This window comes from Haloferax chudinovii (genome assembly GCF_042663345.1).
GTDB classification, from domain to species: domain Archaea; phylum Halobacteriota; class Halobacteria; order Halobacteriales; family Haloferacaceae; genus Haloferax; species Haloferax chudinovii.
In genome coordinates, this window is the sequence record NZ_JBHTAB010000001.1 from 91,936 (window position 1) to 114,501 (window position 22,566).

25 protein-coding genes and 2 pseudogenes are annotated in these 22,566 nt (G+C 67.3%); 6 read left to right on the forward strand and 21 right to left on the reverse strand.

Annotated elements, in window-relative coordinates; all coding sequences use genetic code 11:
- Positions 1-15: 15 nt before the first annotated feature.
- From ACFQI8_RS00490 to ACFQI8_RS00510, 5 genes are all read right to left on the reverse strand, one after another.
- Positions 16-582, reverse strand: a complete 567-nt coding sequence (locus ACFQI8_RS00490) for an ArsR/SmtB family transcription factor (RefSeq protein WP_390242119.1) — start codon at positions 580-582, stop codon at positions 16-18.
- Positions 583-773: 191 nt separating this feature from the next.
- Positions 774-2,591: a glutamine--fructose-6-phosphate transaminase (isomerizing) gene (glmS, locus tag ACFQI8_RS00495; RefSeq protein WP_390242120.1), complete on the reverse strand. Its 1,818-nt coding sequence runs from the start codon at positions 2,589-2,591 to the stop codon at positions 774-776.
- The gene (locus tag ACFQI8_RS00500; RefSeq protein WP_390242123.1) at positions 2,591-3,760 is read right to left on the reverse strand and encodes a sugar phosphate nucleotidyltransferase; all 1,170 of its coding nucleotides are present in this window, start codon (positions 3,758-3,760) and stop codon (positions 2,591-2,593) included. The genes glmS and ACFQI8_RS00500 overlap by 1 nt, the downstream gene beginning before the upstream one ends.
- 511 nt (positions 3,761-4,271) lie before the next feature.
- Positions 4,272-4,922 (reverse strand): DUF7344 domain-containing protein, encoded by a 651-nt coding sequence (locus ACFQI8_RS00505; protein WP_390242124.1) that lies wholly within the window; start codon positions 4,920-4,922, stop codon positions 4,272-4,274.
- A gap of 473 nt (positions 4,923-5,395) precedes the next feature.
- Complete coding sequence (locus tag ACFQI8_RS00510; RefSeq protein WP_390242125.1) at positions 5,396-5,929, reverse strand: DUF7344 domain-containing protein; 534 nt, start codon at positions 5,927-5,929, stop codon at positions 5,396-5,398.
- 346 nt (positions 5,930-6,275) lie between these two features.
- Here ACFQI8_RS00510 and ACFQI8_RS00515 point away from each other — a divergent pair, with 346 nt between their 5' ends.
- Both ACFQI8_RS00515 and ACFQI8_RS00520 read left to right on the forward strand, forming a co-directional pair.
- Entirely contained in the window at positions 6,276-6,554 is a 279-nt protein-coding gene (locus tag ACFQI8_RS00515) for a PadR family transcriptional regulator (RefSeq protein ID WP_390242126.1), read from the forward strand.
- Between the two features lie 641 nt (positions 6,555-7,195).
- Positions 7,196-7,615 carry a lactonase family protein gene (locus ACFQI8_RS00520; protein ID WP_390242128.1) on the forward strand — a complete coding sequence of 140 codons (420 nt, stop codon included), beginning with the start codon at positions 7,196-7,198 and terminating at the stop codon, positions 7,613-7,615.
- A 71-nt stretch (positions 7,616-7,686) separates the two neighbouring features.
- Here the strand turns inward: ACFQI8_RS00520 and ACFQI8_RS00525 are convergent.
- The 8 genes and pseudogenes from ACFQI8_RS00525 to ACFQI8_RS00560 form a co-directional block, all read right to left on the reverse strand.
- Positions 7,687-7,846: pseudogene (locus tag ACFQI8_RS00525) on the reverse strand (nitrous oxide reductase accessory protein NosL); the annotation flags it as partial.
- 43 nt (positions 7,847-7,889) lie between these two features.
- A complete protein-coding gene (gene glmM / locus ACFQI8_RS00530; protein ID WP_390242130.1) occupies positions 7,890-9,215 on the reverse strand; it encodes a phosphoglucosamine mutase in 1,326 nt (441 codons plus the stop codon).
- A gap of 181 nt (positions 9,216-9,396) precedes the next feature.
- Positions 9,397-9,711, reverse strand: a complete 315-nt coding sequence (locus tag ACFQI8_RS00535) for a HalOD1 output domain-containing protein (protein ID WP_390242131.1) — start codon at positions 9,709-9,711, stop codon at positions 9,397-9,399.
- Positions 9,712-9,887: 176 nt separating this feature from the next.
- Positions 9,888-10,529, reverse strand: a complete 642-nt coding sequence (locus ACFQI8_RS00540; protein ID WP_390242133.1) for an NADPH-dependent F420 reductase — start codon at positions 10,527-10,529, stop codon at positions 9,888-9,890.
- Between the two features lie 82 nt (positions 10,530-10,611).
- Entirely contained in the window at positions 10,612-11,922 is a 1,311-nt protein-coding gene (locus ACFQI8_RS00545) for an MFS transporter (RefSeq protein WP_390242134.1), read from the reverse strand.
- Between the two features lie 272 nt (positions 11,923-12,194).
- Complete coding sequence (locus ACFQI8_RS00550; RefSeq protein WP_390242979.1) at positions 12,195-12,317, reverse strand: hypothetical protein; 123 nt, start codon at positions 12,315-12,317, stop codon at positions 12,195-12,197.
- Between the two features lie 245 nt (positions 12,318-12,562).
- On the reverse strand, positions 12,563-12,769 hold the full coding sequence (locus ACFQI8_RS00555) for a cold-shock protein (protein WP_004040969.1): 207 nt from the start codon (positions 12,767-12,769) through the stop codon (positions 12,563-12,565).
- Between the two features lie 156 nt (positions 12,770-12,925).
- Positions 12,926-13,518 (reverse strand): annotated as a pseudogene (locus ACFQI8_RS00560) (TetR/AcrR family transcriptional regulator).
- A gap of 140 nt (positions 13,519-13,658) precedes the next feature.
- Here ACFQI8_RS00560 and ACFQI8_RS00565 point away from each other — a divergent pair.
- Complete coding sequence (locus tag ACFQI8_RS00565) at positions 13,659-13,955, forward strand: hypothetical protein (protein WP_390242135.1); 297 nt, start codon at positions 13,659-13,661, stop codon at positions 13,953-13,955.
- A gap of 3 nt (positions 13,956-13,958) precedes the next feature.
- The gene (locus tag ACFQI8_RS00570) at positions 13,959-14,474 is read left to right on the forward strand and encodes a winged helix-turn-helix transcriptional regulator (protein ID WP_390242137.1); all 516 of its coding nucleotides are present in this window, start codon (positions 13,959-13,961) and stop codon (positions 14,472-14,474) included.
- A 41-nt stretch (positions 14,475-14,515) separates the two neighbouring features.
- Here the strand turns inward: ACFQI8_RS00570 and ACFQI8_RS00575 are convergent, their stop codons facing one another.
- The 8 genes from ACFQI8_RS00575 to ACFQI8_RS00610 all read right to left on the reverse strand — a co-directional run bounded on the left by ACFQI8_RS00575 (position 14,516) and on the right by ACFQI8_RS00610 (position 21,377).
- The gene (locus ACFQI8_RS00575; RefSeq protein ID WP_390242139.1) at positions 14,516-15,055 is read right to left on the reverse strand and encodes a hypothetical protein; all 540 of its coding nucleotides are present in this window, start codon (positions 15,053-15,055) and stop codon (positions 14,516-14,518) included.
- A complete protein-coding gene (locus ACFQI8_RS00580) occupies positions 15,055-15,345 on the reverse strand; it encodes a hypothetical protein (RefSeq protein WP_390242140.1) in 291 nt (96 codons plus the stop codon). Before ACFQI8_RS00580 ends, ACFQI8_RS00575 begins: the two co-directional genes overlap by 1 nt.
- Positions 15,335-16,210: an FAD:protein FMN transferase gene (locus ACFQI8_RS00585; protein WP_390242141.1), complete on the reverse strand. Its 876-nt coding sequence runs from the start codon at positions 16,208-16,210 to the stop codon at positions 15,335-15,337. Before ACFQI8_RS00585 ends, ACFQI8_RS00580 begins: the two co-directional genes overlap by 11 nt.
- Positions 16,200-16,505: a hypothetical protein gene (locus ACFQI8_RS00590; RefSeq protein WP_390242143.1), complete on the reverse strand. Its 306-nt coding sequence runs from the start codon at positions 16,503-16,505 to the stop codon at positions 16,200-16,202. Before ACFQI8_RS00590 ends, ACFQI8_RS00585 begins: the two co-directional genes overlap by 11 nt.
- Positions 16,506-16,669: 164 nt before the next feature.
- On the reverse strand, positions 16,670-17,587 hold the full coding sequence (locus ACFQI8_RS00595; RefSeq protein ID WP_465261703.1) for a DMT family transporter: 918 nt from the start codon (positions 17,585-17,587) through the stop codon (positions 16,670-16,672).
- Positions 17,588-17,845: 258 nt separating this feature from the next.
- Positions 17,846-19,273 carry an FAD-dependent oxidoreductase gene (locus ACFQI8_RS00600; protein WP_390242145.1) on the reverse strand — a complete coding sequence of 476 codons (1,428 nt, stop codon included), beginning with the start codon at positions 19,271-19,273 and terminating at the stop codon, positions 17,846-17,848.
- A 132-nt stretch (positions 19,274-19,405) separates the two neighbouring features.
- Complete coding sequence (locus ACFQI8_RS00605) at positions 19,406-20,764, reverse strand: hypothetical protein (RefSeq protein WP_390242146.1); 1,359 nt, start codon at positions 20,762-20,764, stop codon at positions 19,406-19,408.
- Between the two features lies 1 nt (position 20,765).
- The gene (locus ACFQI8_RS00610; protein WP_390242147.1) at positions 20,766-21,377 is read right to left on the reverse strand and encodes a hypothetical protein; all 612 of its coding nucleotides are present in this window, start codon (positions 21,375-21,377) and stop codon (positions 20,766-20,768) included.
- A 110-nt stretch (positions 21,378-21,487) separates the two neighbouring features.
- Here ACFQI8_RS00610 and ACFQI8_RS00615 point away from each other — a divergent pair, with 110 nt between their 5' ends.
- Together ACFQI8_RS00615 and ACFQI8_RS00620 are read left to right on the forward strand one after the other, a co-directional pair.
- Positions 21,488-22,060 (forward strand): hypothetical protein, encoded by a 573-nt coding sequence (locus ACFQI8_RS00615; RefSeq protein WP_390242148.1) that lies wholly within the window; start codon positions 21,488-21,490, stop codon positions 22,058-22,060.
- Positions 22,061-22,098: 38 nt separating this feature from the next.
- Complete coding sequence (locus ACFQI8_RS00620) at positions 22,099-22,557, forward strand: hypothetical protein (protein ID WP_390242149.1); 459 nt, start codon at positions 22,099-22,101, stop codon at positions 22,555-22,557.
- Positions 22,558-22,566: the final 9 nt, after the last annotated feature.

Sequence of the window (22,566 nt, forward strand, 5' to 3'; positions counted from 1 at the left end):
TCGGCGGGCAACGAGCTACTTCTCGCGGGAGTTCGTGTCTCTGACGTACAGTTCCACGAGCGAGTCCAGCAGGCGCGGGGCCAGCCGGAACCGAACGTCCACGCTGTTTTGCTCGCGGTCGTACGCGAGCTGTTGGACGTCGATGGCGGCCAGAAGCGTGCGCATCGCGTCGACGACGTAGTTGTTCGACCCCGCCTCGACGCGGAGGCTGTCGCCGAGGTGAATCGAGAGCCCGTCGACGACCGTCTCGTAGCACGTCTTGCTGGGCGCGTCGACCCGCTGGGTCCGTTCGACCAGTCCGAGGCTCGAAAGCGTCTCGATCCGGCGGTAGATGGTCGATTCGGAGACTTCGCAGTTCTCGGCGAGCTCCTCGGCGGTCATCGGCGCGCGGTTGCACGCCAGCAGTACGTCCCGGGAGACGTCGTCTCCGAGCGCGTCGAGGAGGTCGCCGTCGGACGACCCCGGAGGGATATCGCTCTCGTCGGTCGCCGCGGTGACGTCGCTGTCGCTGTCGTCGGTCAGTGGGCCGGGGGGCTCGTCCGAGGCCGAAAGAACGTCGTCCACGAGGTCGCGTCGGGTCATCGGGTGTTACCTGACGCGGGCGGGTAATATGTAATCGGTGCCTACAATCGAGATAATCTTCGCTTATCTCCGAACAGTCTCGAATCCCTGAAAATAGCGGGTCTGAGGGGAAAATCGAACGACTGCGGCGGGTTAATGGGAACGAAACGTCGGAACGCGGCGGGGAGACCCGCCGCACCGCTCGCCAATGCTCACTCGACGGTGACGCACTTGGCGAGATTTCGCGGCTTATCGATGGACCGTTCGAGGAGGTCCGCCGCGTGGTACGCGACGAGCTGGAGCTGGACGTTGGCGAGGACGCCGGCGATGTCGGGATGGGTGTCCGGGATTCTGAGCACGTGGTCGGCGAACTCGGTCACCTCACCCGAGCGGTCGCTCGTGATTGCGATGACGGGCGCGCCGCGAGCTTGGACCTCCTTGACGTTGCTCAGCGTCGCCTCGTCCTCGTGGCCGGTGAAGATGGCGAACACCGGTGACAGCGGCGTGACGAGCGCCAGCGGGCCGTGTTTGAGCTCCGAGGCGGCGAAGCCCTCGGCGTGCTCGTAGGATATCTCCTTGAACTTCAGCGCGCCTTCGAGGGCGACGGGGTGGGCGACCCCGCGGCCGATGAAGAAGTACGCGTCGCTCCCCTCGTACTCGATGGCGATTTCGCGGGCCATCGAGGTGTCGAGCACCTCCTGTACGTCGCCCGGGAGCCGCGACAGCGCCTCCATCAGGTCGCGCGCTTCGGGCGACTTCGCGCCGGTCACGTCCTCGACGATGCGCTCGGTGAGGAGCGTCAGCGCCGTCACCTGCGACGAGAACGTCTTGGTGGCCGCGACGCCGATCTCCGGGCCGGCGCGGATGAGCAGTTCGTCGTCGCACTCGCGGGTTATCGACGAGCCGACGACGTTCGTGACCGCGAGGGTCCGCGCGCCGGCGGCGCGGGCGCGGCGCACCGCGTCGAGGGTGTCGGCGGTCTCCCCCGACTGACTAACCGCGACGACGAGCGTGTCTGACGTCACCGGCGGCTTGATGACCGAGTACTCGCCGGCCATGAACGCGTAGGCCGGGATGCCCCGAGAGTTGAGTAACGACGCCGCGTACATCCCGGCGTGGTGCGAGGTGCCCATGGCGAGGAGGTGGACCTGCGTGACGTCGGCGAACGACTCCGGCGGGAACTCCGCTAATTCGACGCCGCCGGCGTGGGTGTTCAGCCGGCTCTGGGTGGTCCGCCGGAGCGCGCCGGGCTGTTCGTGAATCTCCTTGTACATGTAGTGCTCGTAGCCGCCCTTCGTCGCCGTCTCGGGGTCCCACTCGACGGGTTCGACGGGGCGGTCGACCGCGCGGCCGGCCGAGTCGGTGATGTCGTAGCCGTCCGAGCGAGTGACGACGAAGTCGCCGTCGTGGAGATAGACGACGCGCGCCGTGTGCTGGATGAACGCGGGCACGTCGCTGGCGAGGTAGTACTCGCCGTCGCCGACGCCGAGGACCAGCGGCGACCCCGAGCGAGTCGCGAAGATGGCCTCCTCGTCGCCGATGATGGCCGCGAGGGCGTAGCTCCCCGAGAGACTGCCGACCGCGGCGCGGAACGCCTCCTCGGGGGTCGCGCCGTCGCGGAGGTTCTCCTCGATGAGGTGCGGGACGACCTCGGTGTCGGTCTCGCTACTGAAGACGTGACCGCGGGCTTCGAGGTCGCTCCGAAGCGACTGGAAGTTCGAGATGATGCCGTTGTGGACGACGGCGATGCGACCCGACTCGTCGGTGTGGGGGTGCGCGTTGCCGTCGGTGACGCCGCCGTGGGTCGCCCAGCGGGTGTGGCCGATGCCGTAGTCACCGGCGATGGGGTTCTGCTCGACGGCCGCGACGAGTTCTGAGACCTCGCCGACGCGCTTCGTCAGCGAGATGCCCGACCCGTTTTTCACGGCGATGCCGGCCGAGTCGTAGCCGCGGTACTCCAGCCGCTGGAGTCCGTCGACGAGCGAATCAACCGAGTTGTCCGCGCCGATGCAGGCGGTGATGCCGCACATCAGTGGGTCACCTCCACGCGCTCGCGGACGTCGCCGTGTAAGACCGTGCCGGCCCCGACGACCGCCTCGGCACCGACGCGACTGCCCGCCGTGAGCGTCACGTTCGCGCCCACCTCGGCGCGGTCGCCGATGATGCTCCCGAGGCGGCGGTCGGTGTAGAGCCGCCCTTCGAGGATGACGTCGGCGTGACCGCCGGGTGAGACGACGCCGTCGCCGACGGTCGCGCCGGGGCCGACGACGGAGTCCCGGAGGACGACGCCCGCACCGACCCGCGCGTCGGTCGAGAGAATGGAGCGCTCGATGACGCTGTTCGCGCCGACCGAGACGTTGTTCTGGAGGCACGAGCCACCGCTGATGACCGCGCCCGGCCCCACGTCGCAGTCGTCGCCGACGACCGCGTGGTCGCCGACGACCGCGCGCTCGTGGATTCGCGCCGAAGCGGCGACGGCCGAGCCGTGTCTGCGCGCGAGAAGCGTCTCCGTCACGGAGAGGAGTCCCCACGGGTGGGAGGGGTCGAGCCAGCCGCCGTTGACGAGGACGGACGTGACGTTCCCCTCGAGGTAGTGAACTACGTCGGGAAGCCGCGTCTCGCCGTCGTGCGGCGGGGTGCGCCGGAGCGCCTCGAAGACGGTGCCGTCGAAGACGTAGACGCCCGCGTTGACGAGGTAGCCCTCGCTGTCGACGGCGTGTTCGTCGATGTCGGCGATGCGACCGTTGTCCTCGACGACGACGCCGTACTCCTCGGGCGTGTCGGACTCGGCGACCGCGATGGTCGCCACCGAGTCGGTCGTCGAAAAGCGTTCGAGCACCTTCGAGATGATGTCGGCGTCGACGACGTTGTCGCCGTTGCAGACGACGAAGGGGCCGGTGACGAGTTCCTCGGCGAGGAGGAGCGCGTGACCGCTTCCGAGTCGGGCGTCCTGATGGACGAACTCGATGTTCGCGTCGGGGTACGTCCCAGAGAGGTGCGACTGGATGCGGTCGGCGCGGTGGCCGACGACGACGACCACGCGCTCGATGCCCGACTCGAACAGCGCGTCGAGGACGTACTCGACGACCGGCCGGTTGGCGACCGGGAGCATCGGCTTCGGTTGGAAGGTAGTGAGCGGCCGGAGCCGTCGCCCCTCTCCGCCCGCGAGGACGACCGCCTCGGTGATGCAGTCGTTCATTCGCGCCCTCCCGCGAGCGATAGGCATTCGGAAGGTGACCGTGACGGTAAGTAAGTCATGAAGGAAACAGGGATGGCGACGGGGATTGTTATACAGCGCGTTCCCCGAACCGGTCTCGGGTTAGGTTCGCGTGTGAGACTGTTGCAAGCGGAGACCGAAGTCCGAAATCGGCGGGGCAGACGGTTCGGACGCGCCTAATCGGAGTGCGTTCACCCCCACAATGTCGCGACGTGACGAAACCGCCGCGTCGGTCGCACGGACTGCGAATTGCACCCACGAGGCGGGAACCGGAGAGGTGAGGTGAGGTGAGGTGAGGTGAGGTGAGGTGAGGGGACTAGAAAGGGGCAAAGCGGAGACTGGGAAGCGAGCGGAGCGGAGACTGAGAAGGGAGCGGAGCGGAAAGAGGGGAGCGGCGGCCGAGCGACGTCGCTGTCCGAAAGCAGAGTGAAATAAAATCCGGGTGCAGTCGGTCGAAATCGGTATCGTCGCGGACGCGTGAGGACCGACCGACTCAGAGGTCGAGGCGGTCCTTGTACGACTCCATCGCGGTGATGGCCATGAGCGTCGCGGTGCTCAACACGGCCCAGCCGGCGGCCGGAACCTGTTCTAGTCCGGGGACGCCGAGCAGTCCGCCGGAAACCGTCGCGGCCACGCCGGCGGCGATAGCGAGATTCCGCTTCGGCGACGCGGCGAGCGACGCAGACTGCTCGTCGTCGTCCTCGGTGCTGACGATGTCGCCGTCGAGGTACTGGTCGAGCTGTTTCGCGGTGTCGAGAAGCGTGATGTCACCGCGGTTTTTCTCGAAGTCGACGATACCCGCCGAGTCCATCTTGGGGAGGTGACACTGGTACAGACCGATGTACACGCGCTTTCGTTGACTCGACGACAGCGCCTTGATCTCGATGCCGTTTTCCTTCGCGGCGATGAACTCGGCCATGTCGCCGAGCTTCGCTTCGCCGTCGTTCTCCTTGAGGTACCGGAGCGCGTCGCGCCGGCGTTGGTTCTTCAGAATCTCGAAGACGACGTTCTTCGAGAGCGCTTCGATTTCGGGTTGTTGTTGCTGTTCCGCGACCGCTTGAGACTCACCAGTCGTCTCCGCGAGCTGTTCGTTCGTCGTCTGTTCAACAACGCCGGTGTCGGCTTGCAGTGAATCGGTAACCATTGTTCCTTCCTCCCCCACTGTGTGGTCGGGTGCTACCGCGTAACGTGGTCGGTCGAGAGGGGAGACCACGAGACGCCTTGCACAGACCACAACCTTTGGATGCGCCCCACCAAGCGCGCCCCAGATGCAGAGGGTCAGTGAACTAATAGGTTAAACGAGGATATATACTTGTCTGAGAATCCCACACTCTGATTTCTCCGACTGTTAGGGTTGCAAAATCTGCGAGTAAAGTGGTTGTAACAATCTATACTAACTCAGACTTTCAATAGATCCGATAGTAAGGAGTTCCTACCAGAGGGTCGCGGGGGACGCCAGTTTCGCTCGAATTCGTGGCGGGTTCGAGAATGACATAAAACACAGCTGTTAGTTAGGTTCATGCATACGGCGATTCAGCAGTAGCATGGGCTGAGAATACGCGAGCGGTTCGGGGCGGGATATCTACGGCAGTCGCGAGAAGACGAATTATTCGGCGGTTATTCCACGAGCGCTTCGAAGGCGTCGGCCGAGGTCCCCGCCTGCCGCTCGGAGCGGTACTGCGCGAACACCAACACGAGGAGGGCCGCGGAGACGAACACCGCGACGGCGCTCCACGAGATGAGCGCGAATCCGGGGAGGCCCGCCCACAGGCCGAGGATGAGCGCCCAACTGAGCGCGCCGAGTAGCGCGTAATACCGGCTCCACGACTCGCTCGTCCCGGATTGCATCCAGAAGAACCCCTGCTTTGCGACGTTCGAAACGAGATCGACGGACCGCTCTTCGTCGTCGTAATCGACCAGTCCGGCGCTCTCGAGTTTCGGGAGATGCGTCTGGTACAGCGAGATGTACACGCGCTGTCGCTCTTCGTCGGTCACGTCCTCGACCGCCGTGCCGTTCTCCCGCGCGGCGACCATCGCCGCGAGTTCTTTCAGCGAGATCGCTTCGCCTGCCCGATGGAGGAAGTAGAGAATCTGCCTCCGTCGGGAGTTGCTGAGGATTCGGAATAGCTCGTCTTTTGATAGCGTTGTCATCGTCGTGTGCGGGGGTGGTCCCGCACGCGATGTGAAGAGGGACCCGACCCGGTTGGGTCGTACTACACCACACCCGACCTTTGTTATCATGACGTTTCCGGGAGGTACCGAGTCGGTTGCTACCGGCTATTAAGTTCATCTTCACACGACTGTTACCGGGTCGCAGACCGTCAGCGGGAGGGGGTTATCTCGGTCTCAGAGATGATTACATATCCCAGCGGTTTCGAGAAAAATCCGCGGGGCGAAACGGGAGCAAACTCGCGGCAACGGCGGTAAGGAACCCAATTGTCCAGTATAGAGGTGGCTAACAATACCCGATGACGGCGATACTTAGATTCGAGACTACATGTTCGAACTGACTGGCTTCCAGCGCGACCTGCTGTACGTGATCGCCGGGGCAGAGCGACCGTCCGGGCAGGAGATTAAAGAGATGATCAGCAAGGACGTCGGAGAGGTGAATCACGGTCGCCTCTACCCGAACCTCGACGCTCTCGTCGAACAGGGATACGTCAACAAGGGACAACACGACCGTCGAACGAACTTCTACGAGATGTCCGAGAAGGGACGCGAATCCATCGTCGAGCGCCGAGAGTGGGAAGACCGGCGCGTCGGGTTCCTCGGATAGCACCGCCCTGACGGAGAGACGCACCGTCCGTTCGAACGCCCGCGGGCGCGAGTGGGACGCTCGCCCCGGGAAAACCGAAGGCGAGAACGACTCGTCGCTGGTGGCCGCATCGGTCCCCGCGGTCTCGTTCGGTCCCTCCTCCTTCCGCCGACGATTCGACCCGAGCGACCGCACCGATACCGAACCGGAAGCCAGACGGGCGGTCGACGACGACCGAGCGCTTTTCGCACGTCGATGCTCGACGGGCTGGCGCTCCGCGGACGGTGCTCGACGCCGAGGTCGCCCGTCTGGTCCGGCGAGTTTCGCGGCGTGAGCACGACGCGGCGGCCGCGGACGGCGCGGGTACGGCGCGCGGTACGGAACCATTTATCAGAAAAAAGTATATTCGCCCGACGTAGAAGTTGCCAGATTTCGAACACACATATCGACACCGCAAATCCGAAATTAATTCGAGAATAAAATTCAGATTAATTCGAGAATAAGTCGCCGCAGTCGAGCGTTTTTGTATATCACTCGACTCGTACGAACCCATCAGTAATTTTGACAGTAACGGCGGCAATAATATCATCGATAGACATTCATGTATTCCTACTAATGTAATTATCGCAACATTTATGGGGATAATCCGCAACCCCTGAGACATGGTAAGAGAACGGTCCACCGGGCAGGACCCAGAGACCACGACTGACGACGACGTCGGTAGACGCAAGTACCTCGCGCTGTGCGGGTCGGTATCGGCCGCTGGTGCGCTCGCGGGGTTCTCTGGGGTCGGCTCGGCGACAGAACAGGCAGACGAGTCAGCCGACGCCGACGGGCACACGCTCGTCGTCGCAGGCACCGGCTCCGTCTCGTCGTTCGAAGTGACGGTCAGCGGGTCCATCTCACCACTCCAGCAGAACGGTGCACTCAGCACGACCGGAACGGTCGGTCCCGCCGCCGAGGGTACCGTCAGCGACGACTCGCGGCGCTACCAGTTCGCGGGTGACGTCACCAACTTCCAGTCGACAGACGCGGTGTCGGTGTACGTCGACGGCGTCCGCGTCCCCGACGACTCCTTCTGAGCGCCGCGAGCGTCCGTTGTTTTCGAGCCGTATCGAAAGCGGCGGCGCTACGAGCGCATGTGGCCGCGGAGTCACTCGGGCGTCACGTCGTCGAACACCACGGTCTCCGGCCGTGTTCGGCGACGAACTCGTCGGCATCCGCGTCGGACGAGAACGGAATCAGGCCCTTTCCATCCCACCGAACACCTCGCTTTCGACGACGTAGGTCATCTCGGTGGCGTCACCGAAGGAGAGGAGAGGAGAGGAGAGGAGAGGAGTCGCGAAAACGAGCGATTCAGGCGACGACGCGCGCGCCCTCGACGAGCGAGCGGACGTCCTCGAACAGGCGGTCGGCGTCGCCCTCGTCGCGGGCCTCCGCGGTGATGCGGACCAGCGGTTCGGTCCCGCTGGCGCGGACGAGGAACCAGCCGTCGTCGGTATCGACGCGGATGCCGTCGATGGTGTCGACTTCGTCGTACGCGGCGTGGATGTCGCGGGCGATGCGGTCCATCGCCTGGTGTTTGTCGTCGAACGAGAGACTCGCGCGGCGGGTGGCGTAGCCCGCCCCGCCGAGGTCGGCGACCTGTTCGGACAGCGGTGCGCCGCGGGCCACGAGGTCGGCGAGCGTGAGCGCCGCGTAGTGGCCGTCGGGCGCGAGCGTCTCGTCGGGCCAAATCCACGCGCCGGAGGGCTCGCCGCCGAAGACGTAGCCGGGTTCGGCGACCGCCTCGGCGACGTGGACGTCGCCGACCGGCGTGTAGGTAACGCGCCCGCCGGCGGCCTCGACCACGTCCTGTACGAGCAGGCTCGTGTCGACGGGGACGGCGACGGCGTCGCCCGGGGAGACGGCGTCCCGCGCGAACAGCGCGAGCAGTGCGTCGCCGGAGACGTACGCGCCGGTCTCGTCGACCGCGACGAGTCGGTCGGCGTCGCCGTCGTGGGCGAGGCCCACGTCCGCGTCGAGCGCGGGGACGGTCCGGCGGAGCGCCGTGAGCGTCTCGGCGTTCGGCTCGCTCTTTCGGGCGGGGAAGCGACCGTCCCGCTGGCCGTCGATGGTGTTGACCGTCGCGCCGAGTTCGTAGAGCGCGTCGACCGAGACGCGGCCCGTTCCGTTGCCGAGGTCGAACGCGACGGAGACGTCGTCGAGGTCGTCGAACGACGAGACGAGGTGGCTCACGTGGCGGGCCGCGGCGTCGGGCCACTCGCGCTCTTCGCCGTGTTCGTCCCACGCGGCGAGCGACACCTCGTCGCGGTTGAGCCGGTGGACGATGTCGCGCGTCTGGGCTTTGTCGAAGGCGCGGCCGCTCGGCGTCCAGAGCTTCAGGCCGTTGTCTGCGGCGGGGTTGTGAGACGCGGTGATGCCGATACCGGCGTCCGCGCCGGTCCAACCGACCGCACGGGCAACCGTGGGGGTCGAGGCGACGCCGAGTCGGACCACGTTCGCGCCGCACTCGCGGACGCCGGCGCTCACGGCGTCCGCGAGCACGTCGCCACTGAGTCTCGCGTCCTGTCCAACGACGACGGTGCAGGCGTCACAGCCGACCGCGCGGCCGATTCGAAGGGCGAGTTCGGCGGTCACGGTTCGGCCAACCGGACCTCTGATTCCACTCGTTCCGAACATACCGTGGGAGACGGTGACAGAACGTTTTGGTATGTTTCACCTACTGTCACGAACGGGGAGTCAGGCGGCACCTACTGGGAGCGCGGATGGACCGCGGACCGCATCGGCGTTCCCGGGGCCGCGTCGCCACTCGACGGGACGAGTGGGTGGTGAGTGGTCGATGGTTAGGCGGCGCGTCGCCTCACTGGAGGGGCTGGGTGTCGCCGATGGGGACCACTTCGATAGAACCGAGCGCGTCGAGCGTCACGCGGTAGCCCGCGTACGAAAACGAGAGGAGGGCGTCGTCAGAACGGCCGAACACCGTTTCGAGTGCGTCTGGGTCGATAGTCTGTGCGAGCGGCGGGAGTTGCGTCGGCCGGACGCCCTCGATTGCCGCAATACTCAATACAACGTTCGTACTTAGTAGCTCGGAAGAGTCGCGGTCGACGCGGTACGACCCAGTCGATTCGTCGTACGTCACGCGCGAGTCTTTCCAATCGTTCGTCTGTGCCATCATAGGTGCCTTGACAGCCGTTTGTGTGCGACGGTGGCTCTTAAATCCATGCTATTTGGGAACAGTTGTAATCCGTGAATGTCACGAAAACGGACGGGTACGGCCGCGGTACTCCGCGAGCGCAATCTGGTACCTGACATACACAATCAAAAACCGTGATGGTTGTGTGAAGACGACGGTCAGCCCTGTCGAGCACGAAGCGTTCGGACGGTCTCCCGCGCCTCGTCGACCGTGATTTCGCGCTTGTAGAGCGCCGAACCGGGTTCCAGCAGTTCGCCGCCGGAGACGAGGCCGCCGACATCGACGGGACCGAAGCCGATGTCACGGACGAGGTCGGCGACACGCGCCTTGGCGTCGGAGTCGTCGCCGGCGAGGAACACCGCGAGGCGCTCCGATTCGGGGAGGTCCGGATGTCCGAGGTCACGGAGCGTCTCCCAGTGGATGGTGTTAAACGACTTGACCAGCCTCGCGTCCGGGAGTTGGGTCGCGACGAGTTCGGAGGAGGTGTCGTCGCCGAGGTCGATAACGTGGAAGTTCTCCGTGTAGGGGTTCATCGCGTCGACGACTATCTTCTCCGCGAACTGGTCCGCGTCGGGAAGCGAGTCGCGCTTTCGGAACGGAATCGCGAGGAAGACCACGTCGCCGAACCGAATCGCACGCGACGGTTCCACCGCGCGCAGTTGCGGGCCGAGCGTCTCCGAGAGGTCTGCCATCGACTCGACCCCGCTGTCGTTGGCTATCGCCACCTCGTGGTCCGCCTCCACGAGGAGTTGGGCCAGCGTCCCACCGAGTCGGCCAGCGCCGAGTATTCCTATATCCATGAACAAAGATGTATGTTATTCAAGTTGAATCTTTGCGTGGTCAAAGCGAGGCCGGCGGCCCCTCCCCAGTCGGGAGCGAGCGTCAGGCTCCGCCGGCGTACGCCTCGAACTCCTTCCCGCGCAGGGCGAAGTAAGCCACGCCGACCGCACCGACGAGCGACGCGACCGAGAACGCGAGCGTCGGGTCTCTGGCGTAGAGCCAGCCGCCGAGCGCCGCGCTCGGGATGACGATGGTGTTCCGCAGGAGGTAGTACGCGCCCGTCACCCGCCCGCCGGCGTTTCGTTCCGCCGGGCCGACGATGAGCGCCTTGTGAGCGGGGAGGCCGGCGAACCGGAGCCCGGAGAAGGCGAACAGGGCGACGACGACCCACTGGTCCGCCGGCGCGAAGATGAGGAGGACCGGGAAGACGGCGTACACCGCGAATCCGAGTCCGACGACCGGCTTGAGTCCGGTCCGCTCGGCGAGTTTCGAGACGGGGAGCTTCGTCAGGAGCGCGACCACCATCTCGACGCCGAGGAGGACGCCGAAGAAGGCGTCCGGACGGAGCGAGACGCCGAAGCCGGTGAAACCGACGGCGAGAAACTCCGTGACGACGATGACGAAAAAGACGTACACCATCCCGTTGGCGAACCGGACGAGCGTGTCCGCGACGAGGAGCGGCCGAAGCGTCTCCGGGAGCGACCGGAGGTCGTCGCGGAGCTGTGCGAGCCCCTCGAACGACTTGCCTAGCGAGTCCTCGCGCGCGTCGTAGAGGACGTGTTGGGCGACGGTGGCGACGATACCGAAGGCCGCGGCGACGATGAGGACGTACCGGAACCCCTCGACGAACGTCGCCGTCGCCGCCAACAGCGCGGCCGCGATGAGCGGTCCGAGGAGGAAGCCGACGCGGCGGAAAATCTCGGTGCTGGCGAAGCCCATCGCCAGCCGCTCCGGCGGGACGCTCTGTTTGACGATGGCAAACGTCGCGCCGAGGCCGAACGACTTCCACGCCTGCGTGAGAAAGAGGCCGACGAAAATCCAGAGCCACGGTTCGAGCGAGACGCCCGCGAGCGTCACCTCGGGGACCTGCGGGGCGACGAACCAGAAGAGAAAGCCCGCCGACGAGACGGTTCCGAACAGCGTGAGCGAGAGGCGCGACCCGAGTCGGTCGGAGAGCGCGCCGCCCGGATACGGGTACAAGGCTCCGATGAGGTTGCCGACGCTCCCGTAGAGACCGACGACGGTCGCGCCGGCACCGAGCACTCGGAGGTACTCGGGGACGTACCGCCCGGTCATCTGAAACGAGAGGCTGAACGCGAACATCGCCACCGAGAGGACGAGCACGTCGCGTTCGAGCCCGATGAACTGCCGAAAGGAATCGAAGCTATCGACGGCGTCCCGACGTGTTTCCATCGTCCGAGTGGTTCGCGGGAAGGCTCAAGAAAGTACGGCCCGGTCGGCTCAGCCGTCTTCCGGCGGCCGGTTCTCGTTCGTTTCGCTCGATTGCCATACAGACGAGTGTGAGAGTGAAGTGACAAGTATTCGCGGACAGCGTCAGAGTAGACCCCAGATTGCCGCAACTCGCCTCGAAACGGCCAAAAGTAACGGGTTCGGAGTTGATATTGCAGGATAAATACCACACTGCCGACGCTGACAGAACCGGAAATCGTCGGCCTGTTGAAAAATCACTTGTCCGGGCAAGGCCGGCGGCCGCCCTTCGTCGTGACTATCGCGCCGAAGCCAGCGAACAGCGCCGCGAACCCCGCGAGGATGTGGATTCCGAGCGTCGCGTCCTCGACGAGGGTCATCGCGAGACCTCGATGGAGACGGTTGACGGGCGTGGACGCTCGGTGTGATTCGGCAGGGCGGGAGGGTTGTGTAGGCTCGGCATGGAATCGAATCGGTTGGGGGAGGGATATGATTCGCTGAGTGAGTACTTACTTAAAGTAAGGAGCGGACACGACCGGCTCCGTCGGGAGCCTCGGCTCGCCGTGTAATCGTCTGAAAAGTCGAGGTATTGTCTGCCGCTATAAACAGCAGTCGTGTCTCGGTGTTACTGCCGAACGACGTTCGCCGCGCGGGGTCCCTTGGGCGAGGACTCGATGTCGAACTCGACTTCGGTACCTTCCGTGAGGTCGTCGCCGCCGACGTCTTCCATGTGGAAGAACACGTCTTCGTCGTCGTCGAGGTCGCCGTCGTCAGTAGAGATGAAACCGTAGCCGCCAGTGTCGTTGAAGAAATCAACTTTGCCGTGTGCCATTACGAACAAACCGAGGGCCTGTCGACGGATAACCCTTCCGAGAGTCAAGGTACCACGACCCTTCGGCCGGCACTCGCACACCTATCGAACGTCCGTTTCGCCAGACGAACGCCGGACTGAACCGGGGTGACAGAAACAGACGGGCGAACGCGGGCCTCACGCGACTACCAACGAGTCGATGTACGCCGACAGCGACGCCCGGAGGTCGTCGCCGACGCCCTCCATCCCGAGCGCGAGGGCGAACCCGGTGTAGCCGTCGGTCGCCGAGAGGACGAACGCGGCCGTTCCCTCGGGGTCCACCTCGCGGAAGACGCCCCGTTCGACGCCGTCGCGGACGATGTCGGCGATGACGCCGAGGGTGTGACGCTCCATCCTGAGCAGGGGTTCGCGGAGCGTCTCGTTGTGCGGCGCGTGCGAGAGGAGTTCCATGACGGCGATGTTGACGCCGGCGGCGGCGCGTCGCCCTCGTCGACGAGGAGGACGTCGCAGACCGCTCGAAGCCGTTCTTCGGGGCCCTCCGCGTCGATTTCGTCGAGGCTCCGCGCGAGGTAGTCCTCGGAGGTTTCGAGGAACGCGACTATCATCTCGTCTTTCGAGTCGTAGTAGTAGTACAGCCCCGCCTCGCTCGTTTCGCTCTCCGCGGCCACCTTCTTCGTCGTCACCCGAGCGTAGCCGTGCTCGGCGAGCGCCGCGCGGACCGCGTTCGCTATCTGTGCTTTCTGCTCGGGCGGCACGGCGTCGGCGGGCATAATGAGTGAGTGTTCGCTCGTTCGGCTACTTGTGTCCGTTGCTCCGCGGGCCGACGATTCGACTGGTGTACGAAAACGGCTTTGTCCGAACGGCCCGTCGAGCCGACACCGTCGGGCAATCACCCGCGGGACAGTCCATCATGGCCACCCTCGCACAACAGGTCGAGCAGGCGACGAGTCTCGGAATCTTCCTCCTCGGAACCACGCTCGCGGTGCTCAGTCTGCTCGCGTGGCGGCGGGAGCGCGACGTGCGGATGGCCATCATCTCGGCGTCCTACGCGATGTTCTCGTTGTATGGGCTCTCCGTGTTTCTCGAATACCATCTCATCGACTGGGAGGTGGCGACCGCGGGAACCGTCGAACTCCTCGAACACGGGTCAGCGGCGCTCATCCTCGTCGGGCTGGCCGGCTTCTTCGCCGCGCTCTCGCGGGACTGACGAATGGACGAGTTCGAACTCGACTCCCGGCGAGACATCTACGCCGCGGTCGCCGACCGGCCGGGACTCCACTTCCGCGGGCTGTTGGACCGACTCGACGTCGCGCAGGGAACGCTCCAGTACCACCTTCGGGAACTCGCGGACGCCGGCCTCGTGGACGTCTCCGACGACGGGAAGTTCACCCGCTACTACCCCGCCGGCGAGTTCGACGACGAGGACCAGCGCCGGATGAACGCCCTCCGGCGACAGTACTCCCGGCGCATCATCGCGCACCTCCTCGCCGACGGCCCGCTCACCACGTCAGAACTGAGCGACCGCCTCGAACGGTCTGCCTCGACGGTATCGTGGCACCTGTCGAAGTTGGACGACGCCGGACTCGTCAGCCGCCGGCGCGACGGCCAACGCGTCTACTACGCGGTTCGAGACCCCGAACGCGTCCGCTACCTGTACGTGGTTCACCGGCGGAGCTTCACCGACGGCGTGGTCGACCGACTACTCGGGTTGTGGGACGCCTACTGAGACCGACGCGCGGTCCGGAACCGCCCGCCCTCAGCTCAGGCTCAGGACTCTCGGGCGGTCACCCGCGCCGACGCGTGGCTGAGGGCTCTGAGCGCCAGCACGTACGCGAGGAAGCCGACCAGCGCGACCAGTCCGGGGATGGCAAACCCCGCGAGGTCGGTCCCGACCGCGGCGGCGTGGAGGGTCGCGAAGCCGAACCCGCCGTAGGCGAACGCGTGGACGACGCGGGGCGACCACGGGCGGGCGAACCGCCGCGGGTCGAGAAACCCGAGGACCGCGACGACGAGCACGACGAGCGCGCCGACGCCGACGGCCGACCCCGCGAGCAGGTACGGCAGGCCGTAGTCGGGGACCGGCGCGGCACCGTCGAGAACGCTCCACACGTCCGCGAGGCCGATGACGCCGTGGGCGAGGACGAGCATCGTCGCGAGGGCGGACACCTCGACGTGGATTCGCCTCGCCGCGTCCCGGAGCGGGCCGAACGCCTCCGCGTTGTACAGGATGCCGGTCAGGACGGCGAGGTACAACGCCGGGTAGGAGACGAGCGCCAGCGCCCGGTCGAGATACCAGACGAGCACCATCAGGAGGCCCTCGTCGTCGCGACCGCGTCTGGACAGCCGTCACCGTCCCGGAAGCCGTTCTGCGTCTCGGGGCGAGTCGGGCACGCGTCGGCGTCGTCAACGAGGCCGTCGCCGTCGTAATCCGCGGGGGCCTGTCGCTCTGCGACCGAGGCGGCCGGGTCGTCCGCGACGGTCGGCGATTCGAGGTCGGCGCGGGCGTCGGCGACGGCCCAGACCGCCGCCATCGACGCGACGAGGACGAACACCGCCGCGAGCGCGACGAGGCGGTTCGTCCGCTCCCTACGCGACATGGTCTGAGAACCCCGTCGTCGCGTGGAACACGCCGTCGTGGACGACGAACGCTTCGAGTCCCGACCAGCCCTCGGCGAGCGAGAGCGCGTCCGCGAGCGGCAGGGCCCCGAGCGTCGTCGCCAGCGCGTCGGCCTCGGTGCAGTCGCGCCGGGCGACGACCGTGACGAGGTCGTGTCGCGTCCCGACCCGCCCGCCCCGCGGGTCGTAGATGTGGTCGACGCCGCCGCGGCCGCGCCGGTGACCCGACGAGGTTGCGACGTTCCACGAGGTGTCGAGGACGCGGAGCGGGCGGTCGCCGCCGAACGGGCTCTCGACGGCGACGGGACCGGTCGGAGCGCTGATGTCGCCACCGCCGTCGACGAAGCCGGTCCGGGCGAAGCCGTCGAGTTCCGCGGCGGCCCGGTCCACGATAAACCCCTTGGCGAGCCCGTTGAGGTCGAGTCGCCCGTCGGCCTCGACCGTCGTCCCGTCGACGGCGACCTGCGCCGATTCGGTGGGGTCGGCACCGTCGGGGGGCGCGCGGGAGTCGCCGGCGATGTACTCCTTGACTCGGGCCTCGGTCGCGCCGGCACCGATATCGAAAGCGCCGTCGGTTCGTTCGCGGTATTCGAGGCCGCGACGGACGACCGCCGCGACGGTCGCGTCGTCGATTCGGCCGGTCCGGTTGAGCCGGGAGACGGCGCTCCGGGAGTCGAAGGCGTCGAGCACGCGTTCGAGGTCGCGGGCAGTGTCGCGGGCGCGACGGGCCGCCGCGGGCGCGCCCCGGCCCACCGCGCGGACCAGAAACGCCGTGTCACAGCAGTCGAACGTCACCGTCGATTCGCCGAGCGCCGAGCGGGCCCGCGAGACGATATCAGTCGTCATCGCCCTCGTGTTCGTCTTCGTGTTCCTCGTCGCCGCCGTACTCCTCGTGTTCCTCGTCACCGTCGCCGTCGCCGTCACCGTCACCGTCACCGTTCGACTGGACCGCGGGCGTGAAGTCCGGGTTCGGCGTCGGCGTATCGTCGGCGGACGCCGTCGCGGCGTGGTCAGTCGGCGTCTGCGTGTCGGTTCCGGGGAGGAGCGTCGGCGAGACCAGCCCCGCCGCGACGACGGCCGTCAGGACCGCGCCGACGAGCGCCAGCGCGACGAGGGTGTGTTTCGGAAGCGGGATTCGCATCGTGTCGAAGCGGTCGCGGAGGGCGGATATACGGGTTCGCGTCCAACGCTCGAATACTCGGTCAATCGTCGAATGTTCGTCCAATCGTCGAATCGTCGGCTCGCGGGGTACCCAGCGGGCACGGACGAGCAGGGACGGGCCGGGCCGGGACGAGCGTCCTCTCGTCAGTCTGCCGTTCCGCCGCGCGCTTTCGCGAGCGATTCCCCGAGCGCCCGGCGCTTGATGAGCGCGAAGCCGGCGAAGATGGAGACGAAGCCGAGCGCGGTCACGGCGTCGATGAGTTGGCCGAGGAAGGCCCAACTGAGGAGCGTCGCGGAGACGGGTTCGAGGTAGCCGATGAGGTTTATCTGCGTCGGGCCGAAGCGCCCGAGCAGTTCGAAGTAGATGAGGAACGCGCCCGCGCCGCTGACGACGGCGAGATAGAGGAGGGAGCCGACGGCGACGCCGGACCACTCGACGGCGGCGAGCGACTCGCCGGTGGCGACGCCCGCGACGGACAGGAGCGCGGCCCCGAACAGCATCGCCCACGCCTGAAGCGTCCGCGCCGGGATGTCCAAGGAGAACGGCCGCGTCAGGACGGCACCGAGGGCGAAACACGCCGAGGCGACGAAGACGGTGGCGACGCCGACAACGTCGCTGGAGAGGAGCGCGTCCGGGTCCGGGCGGGCGACGAGACCGACGCCGAGGAAGCCGAAGCCGAAGCCGAGGACCCCGAGCGGCGTGATTCGGTCACCGAGGATGCCGGTCGCGAACAGCGCGGTCAGGACCGGACCGAGGCTGATGACGATGGCCGCCACCGCGCCGGGGACGTGCTCCTGTCCGAGGTAGAGAAACGCGTGGTGCGCGCCGATGAGGAGGCCGCCGGAGACGCCGACGAGCGTCCAATCGGTCCGACTGTGCGGCCGCCAGTAGTCGGTCGAGACGGCGGCGTACCCGAGGACGATGAGCCCCGCGAGGAAGAACCGAAGCGCCGCGAACTGGAGCGGCGGGAAGTACGCGAGGCCGATTTCGATGGCGACGAACGAACTGCCCCAGAGGAGCCCCAGAAGCACGAACAGCCCGGCGGCGACCCGGCCGTTCACCGACACCACGCTCCGCTCAGCTGGCGGCGGTACGACCACGCCCGACTCGGCCGCTCCATCGGTTCCGCCGACCGCTCCGGCCCCGTCAATCGTTCCGGCTCCGTCAACCGTTCCGACCCCGTCAATCGTTCCAACCCCGCCGACTCGGATTCGAGACGCCCGCGTTCAGTTGCAGTAATATCCAGCACGTGAGCGTATCGTTACCACACAATCAATAATAGTCGTTTTGTTCGGTTCGAATCTCGAACCGCTCGCGACCTACAGCGAGCCCCGAAGTACCTTCGCCGCGGTCAGAATCGGGTCCCAGACGGGGCTAAAGGGCGGCGCGTAGCCGAGGTCGAGTCGCTCCACTTCGGCGACGGTCAACTCCGAGGCGAGGGCGGTCGCCACGGTGTCGATTCTGACGGCGGCGCGGTCGGCCCCGACGATGGTGCCGCCGAGCAGTCGCCCGGTGTCGCGGTCGGCGACGAGCGTGACGGTCGTCTCCGCGGAGCCGGGATAGTAGCCCGAGCGCGAGCCGGCGGTGATGGTCTCCGAGACGGGGTCGAAGCCGGCGTCGCGCGCCTCGTCGAGGTCGGTCACGCCGGCGCGGCCGCATTCGAGGTCGAACGCCTTCACGACCGAGGTGTCGGCGACGGCCCCGATGGGTTCGGGGTCGCCGGCGACGGTCTGGCCGATGGCGCGCCCGGCGCGGTTCGCGGGCAACCCGAGCGTGTTCCACGTCGGCTCGCCGGTGACGACGTGGTCGATTTCGGCGCAGTCGCCCGCGGCGTAGACGCGCTCGACGCTCGTCCGCCCGTAGTCGTCGACCGCGATAGCGCCCGTCTCGCCGAGGTCGACCGCGTCGCCGACGAGCGCCGAGTTGGGTCGGAGGCCGATACCGACCATCGCCGCGTCGACCGCGAGTTCGTCGCCCTCGCAGACGACGGCCTCGACCCGGCCCGCGCCGTCGCCGCGGAGTCGCTCGACCGACGCACCGAGGTGGAGCGTAACGCCGTGGCCTTCGAGATGCTTCTCGACGCGCTCGCCCACGGCGTCGCCGAACGACTTGAGGACGTGGCCGGAGCGCTGGAACAGGTGCACGTCGAGGCCGTGGGCGGTGAACGCCTCCGCCATCTCGACGCCGACGAAGCCGCCGCCGACGATGGCGACTGACTCGGGGGGGTCCATCGCGCCGAAGCGGGCCGCGCGCGCCTCGTCGACGAACCCGCCGCCGCCGAGGTCGGCGACCGACGCCTCGTCCGGGTCGGTGAGGAACGACCGAATCGCCGCCGCGTCGTCCAGACCGTGAAGCGTGAACGCGCCGTCGAGGTCGATGCCGTCCATCGGTTCGCGGAGCGCCCGCGCCCCGGTGGCGACGAGCAGGTCGCCGTAGGGCTGTTCGAACGTCCCCTCGGGGCCGTCGACCGTGACGACCCGCTCGTCGGTGTCGACGGCGACGATCTCGTGTTCGCGCCGGAGGTCGATGCCGCGGTCGGCGGCCGCCTCGGGCGACAGCGAGAGCATGTCAGTGAGTTTCTCGACCTCGCCTTTGACGAAGTAGGGCGTGCCGCAGTGGGCGTAGGAGACCCAGCGGCCCTTCTCGAAGACGACGACGTCGCGGTCGGTGTCGGCGCGGGCGAACTTGCTCGCGGCGGAGAGTCCGGCGGCGTCGCCGCCGACGACGACGAATGGTTCGGCAGGCATCGTGAGAGAGTGGTACGCCCGCCGACACGTAATTTCCCCGGCCGGGCGGGGCGGGCGCACGGACGCGCCGGCGACGGTCGAGGGCGCGTCGGTGACGGTCGGAGATACGGCGAAAACGAGCGAAGCGGCCCGTCAGCGGCCGACGCCGCCACGCTCGGCGGCGAGCGTCCCGAGCACCCACGCGCTCACGTCGGGCGTCTCGCGCGCGGCGAACTCGGCGGTCGCGTACTGCGCGAGCGCGTTTCGCGCGGCCCGAGGGTCGCCGTCGTCGTAGTAGTCGTCGCGGAAGTAATCGTCTCCGCGGCCGACCATGTAGGCGATATCGACCAGTGCGCGCCGCGTCAGGTGCGGGTTCGACCCGTTCGACCGGGCGGCTTCGAGCGCTTCGAGCGCGCCGAGTTTCGCGTCTCTGACCGCGGCCGCGGACTCGACGGACTCGTACCGGCCCCGCTTGACCGCCGTGACAGCGTCTTCGAACGCCCGGCGGTGCGTCTCGGCGGTGTGCGCGCCCACGAGCGCCGTGGCGAACCGCCCGCTCCGGAGGCCGTCGCGGGCGTCTCGAAGCCCGCGTTCGACTTCGACGAACGCCTCCACCAGCAGGTCTTTGGCCGGCGTGGATTCGAGTGCCTCGGTGTCGAGCCCCTCGCCCTCGATAACGGCTTCGAGCCCTCCCTCCTCGGGGTACTCGGCCCGGCGGTCCTCGATGACTCCGGCGAGCGAGGACGCGGTCGACTCGAACGCGTCGGTGAAGTCTATCGGGTCGGCAACCGTCGCCAGATAGCGGTCGCGGACGTGGCGCGCGCCGTCGAGCGACGCCCGCGCCGACTCGACCGCGTCGAGGAGTTCGCCGACTCGCGGGGCGCTGTCGGCGTAGCGGCCGTACTCGTCGGCGTTGTCAAGAGACCGGACCGCCGCCGCGACGAGGCTCTCGACGGCCTCGTACACGACGAGCGCCCGGTCGGCTTCGTCGCCGAGGGAGCGCGTGCCGAACCGGAACGACTCGACGTCGGCGCGGACCGCCGCGGCCTCGTCGCGCACGTCGGCCTCCGTGAGGTCACCGACGGCGGCGTCATAGGTCCCCTTGGCCATCGCCGCGGCCCCGCGAGCGTAGCGCAGTCCCCGAAGCGCCTCGAAGGGCGACTCGTCGGTGTCCGAGGGGGCGAGGGCCGCGGCGGCGTCCGCGTACGCTTCGGCGTAGGCGTTCCGAACCCCCTCGTTCGGGACTTCCCCGGGAGACATCGTCTCGGGGACGGAATCGAGGAATTCGCGGGCGCGGCCGCGGCCCCGTTCGAGGTACGGCTCGGCGATTGGGGCGGGAACCCGGGCCGGGAACGCCGGCGACCCGAGTTGCCTGACCGCTCGGAGCGCCGCCGGGTCGAGCGTCGGACCGTCGGATTCGGATGCGCCCGCGTCGAGGGCGGTACAGCCCGCGAGTCCGGCGACCCCGACTCCGGCGAGCGAGGCGAGCACGTCGCGTCGCGTCCGGGACATCTCAGGCGTCCTCCGTCTCGGTTCGGAGCGACGGCGGGAGGTGACAACTGCGTCCGCCGCCGTGTCCCCAGCTCGACTCGCCCTGCGACGAGTAGGGCAGTCGGACCAGCGAGGCGACGACGTGGCGGTCGTCCGCGGAGCACTCGACCGACGCCGGCCGGAGCGGGTAACAGAAATCGAGGTGGACGACGCTATCCGGCGGATGCGTGACGTACAGCAGTTTCACGCGGTGGCAGGCGTCCGTCCGGTGCTGGGTGATGACGAGCGTCTGTTCGTCGAAATTCGTCTCGTCGATGAACGCGCGAGCCTCGTCGACGCCGTCGGGGTCGGCCGCGAACTCGACGCCAGCGCGTTCCTCGTCGGTGGTGACGAGGAAATCGTCGAGATACGACGACTCCGCGTCCTCGTCGTCGCGGGCGGTGTCCCGGAAGACGGCGGTCTCGTCGTCGTTGCGAACCGTCAGAACGTCGTAGTCGGTGACGAGCGCGTCCGGGGAGGGGCCGGACGGCTCGTCCGAACTGGAACTAGACCCCTCGCCGGAACACCCGGCGAGCGCGGCGACGAGGGACGCGCCGCCGGCGTGGAGGACCTGTCTGCGAGTCGGCAGGGACATATGTAAGTTCCCCAACCGAACGCCGTCGGTATGTGTGTTCCGATGTGTCGGGTCGCCGCCGGCCGAACCGCGGGACATTTCCCCGACCGCCGCCTCGTCTCGACCCATAGATGCGCGAGGACGAGTTGGCGACGCGGGTGGTCGAGCACTTCCGGGCGGCCTTCGACGACGTGGAGATTCACCTCGAAGAGCCGTACGACCACTACGGGAACCGCGGCGTCGCCGACGTGTACGTCAGGGTGCGGACGCCCGAGCCGGTGGACTACCTCATCGAACTCAAGGCCGACGCCGCCGTCCGCCACGCCACCGGCGCGAACGAGGTGCTCCGCCAGTACCGCCGCATGGAGCGCTACTTCTACAAGGACGACGAACACGCCATCCGGACGAAGCTCGGCCGCGAGGGGCCGGGCGTCCACGCGCTGTTGCTGTTCGCGCCGACGAGTCGCTGTGTCGAGCACGTCCGCGAACACGCCGCCCTGTACGAATCGGTCGACCCCGAGGCGACCGTCGAGGGCGTCGAAGCCGTCCGCAAAGTGGCCTTTCTGACCAACCTCGGCCGCGCGCCCGAGGGCGAACTCGGCTTCCTTTCTCTCAACGGGCCGCTCGCGTTCGACTCGGTGGCCTTCCGCGAGGCCGTCCCGTCGGGGTCGCGCCTCGCCGATGCCCTCTGGGGCGAGGACTAGCGGACACGCTCATACACCCCCCGTTCGTAGGGGCGGGCATGGGAACGATTCGAGAGTCGGTTCGAATCCCGTTGGGGGACCTCCGTCAGCAGGTCGCTGACAGCTTCGGCGTCGCGGCGTCGCTCGTCGAGATACACGGCATCCGGCTCGAAGACGGGGCAATCGAAGTCGACGCGAGCTATCTCGACGGCGAGGACGTGCCGGTCGTCGAACTGTTCGTCACCGACCCGTCCGGGCACACCGAGTCCTACGTCACCGAGTTGAACGGCGCGAAGAACCTCCTCATCGCCGGCGAGGACGTGCTCGTCGAACTCGTGGACTACGACCCAGAGCGCGGCGAGGTGTTCGTCTCGGTGAAACACCGACAGGACGGCGAGCTGGTGACCGTCCTCGGCTGTGGGGAGAAATGGGTGATTCCGGTCGAGCGCGACGGCGTCGAAGAGTCCATCCGCTGTCGGATACAGACCGCCGTCGGGCCGACGGGCGAGGAGTCCTGACCGCGGCGG

Bases quoted from the DNA above. Each gene is read 5' to 3' on its own strand.
- ACFQI8_RS00490 (WP_390242119.1), bottom strand. From the start codon at position 582: ATGACCCGACGCGACCTCGTGGACGACGTTCTTTCGGCCTCGGACGAG.
- glmS (WP_390242120.1), bottom strand. From the start codon at position 2,591: ATGTGCGGCATCACCGCCTGCATCGGCGCGGACAACTCGGTTGATTCG.
- ACFQI8_RS00500 (WP_390242123.1), bottom strand. From the start codon at position 3,760: ATGAACGACTGCATCACCGAGGCGGTCGTCCTCGCGGGCGGAGAGGGG.
- ACFQI8_RS00505 (WP_390242124.1), bottom strand. From the start codon at position 4,922: ATGGTTACCGATTCACTGCAAGCCGACACCGGCGTTGTTGAACAGACG.
- ACFQI8_RS00510 (WP_390242125.1), bottom strand. From the start codon at position 5,929: ATGACAACGCTATCAAAAGACGAGCTATTCCGAATCCTCAGCAACTCC.
- ACFQI8_RS00515 (WP_390242126.1), top strand. From the start codon at position 6,276: ATGTTCGAACTGACTGGCTTCCAGCGCGACCTGCTGTACGTGATCGCC.
- ACFQI8_RS00520 (WP_390242128.1), top strand. From the start codon at position 7,196: ATGGTAAGAGAACGGTCCACCGGGCAGGACCCAGAGACCACGACTGAC.
- glmM (WP_390242130.1), bottom strand. From the start codon at position 9,215: ATGTTCGGAACGAGTGGAATCAGAGGTCCGGTTGGCCGAACCGTGACC.
- ACFQI8_RS00535 (WP_390242131.1), bottom strand. From the start codon at position 9,711: ATGATGGCACAGACGAACGATTGGAAAGACTCGCGCGTGACGTACGAC.
- ACFQI8_RS00540 (WP_390242133.1), bottom strand. From the start codon at position 10,529: ATGGATATAGGAATACTCGGCGCTGGCCGACTCGGTGGGACGCTGGCC.
- ACFQI8_RS00545 (WP_390242134.1), bottom strand. From the start codon at position 11,922: ATGGAAACACGTCGGGACGCCGTCGATAGCTTCGATTCCTTTCGGCAG.
- ACFQI8_RS00550 (WP_390242979.1), bottom strand. From the start codon at position 12,317: ATGACCCTCGTCGAGGACGCGACGCTCGGAATCCACATCCTCGCGGGG.
- ACFQI8_RS00555 (WP_004040969.1), bottom strand. From the start codon at position 12,769: ATGGCACACGGCAAAGTTGATTTCTTCAACGACACTGGCGGCTACGGT.
- ACFQI8_RS00565 (WP_390242135.1), top strand. From the start codon at position 13,659: ATGGCCACCCTCGCACAACAGGTCGAGCAGGCGACGAGTCTCGGAATC.
- ACFQI8_RS00570 (WP_390242137.1), top strand. From the start codon at position 13,959: ATGGACGAGTTCGAACTCGACTCCCGGCGAGACATCTACGCCGCGGTC.
- ACFQI8_RS00575 (WP_390242139.1), bottom strand. From the start codon at position 15,055: ATGGTGCTCGTCTGGTATCTCGACCGGGCGCTGGCGCTCGTCTCCTAC.
- ACFQI8_RS00580 (WP_390242140.1), bottom strand. From the start codon at position 15,345: ATGTCGCGTAGGGAGCGGACGAACCGCCTCGTCGCGCTCGCGGCGGTG.
- ACFQI8_RS00585 (WP_390242141.1), bottom strand. From the start codon at position 16,210: ATGACGACTGATATCGTCTCGCGGGCCCGCTCGGCGCTCGGCGAATCG.
- ACFQI8_RS00590 (WP_390242143.1), bottom strand. From the start codon at position 16,505: ATGCGAATCCCGCTTCCGAAACACACCCTCGTCGCGCTGGCGCTCGTC.
- ACFQI8_RS00600 (WP_390242145.1), bottom strand. From the start codon at position 19,273: ATGCCTGCCGAACCATTCGTCGTCGTCGGCGGCGACGCCGCCGGACTC.
- ACFQI8_RS00605 (WP_390242146.1), bottom strand. From the start codon at position 20,764: ATGTCCCGGACGCGACGCGACGTGCTCGCCTCGCTCGCCGGAGTCGGG.
- ACFQI8_RS00610 (WP_390242147.1), bottom strand. From the start codon at position 21,377: ATGTCCCTGCCGACTCGCAGACAGGTCCTCCACGCCGGCGGCGCGTCC.
- ACFQI8_RS00615 (WP_390242148.1), top strand. From the start codon at position 21,488: ATGCGCGAGGACGAGTTGGCGACGCGGGTGGTCGAGCACTTCCGGGCG.
- ACFQI8_RS00620 (WP_390242149.1), top strand. From the start codon at position 22,099: ATGGGAACGATTCGAGAGTCGGTTCGAATCCCGTTGGGGGACCTCCGT.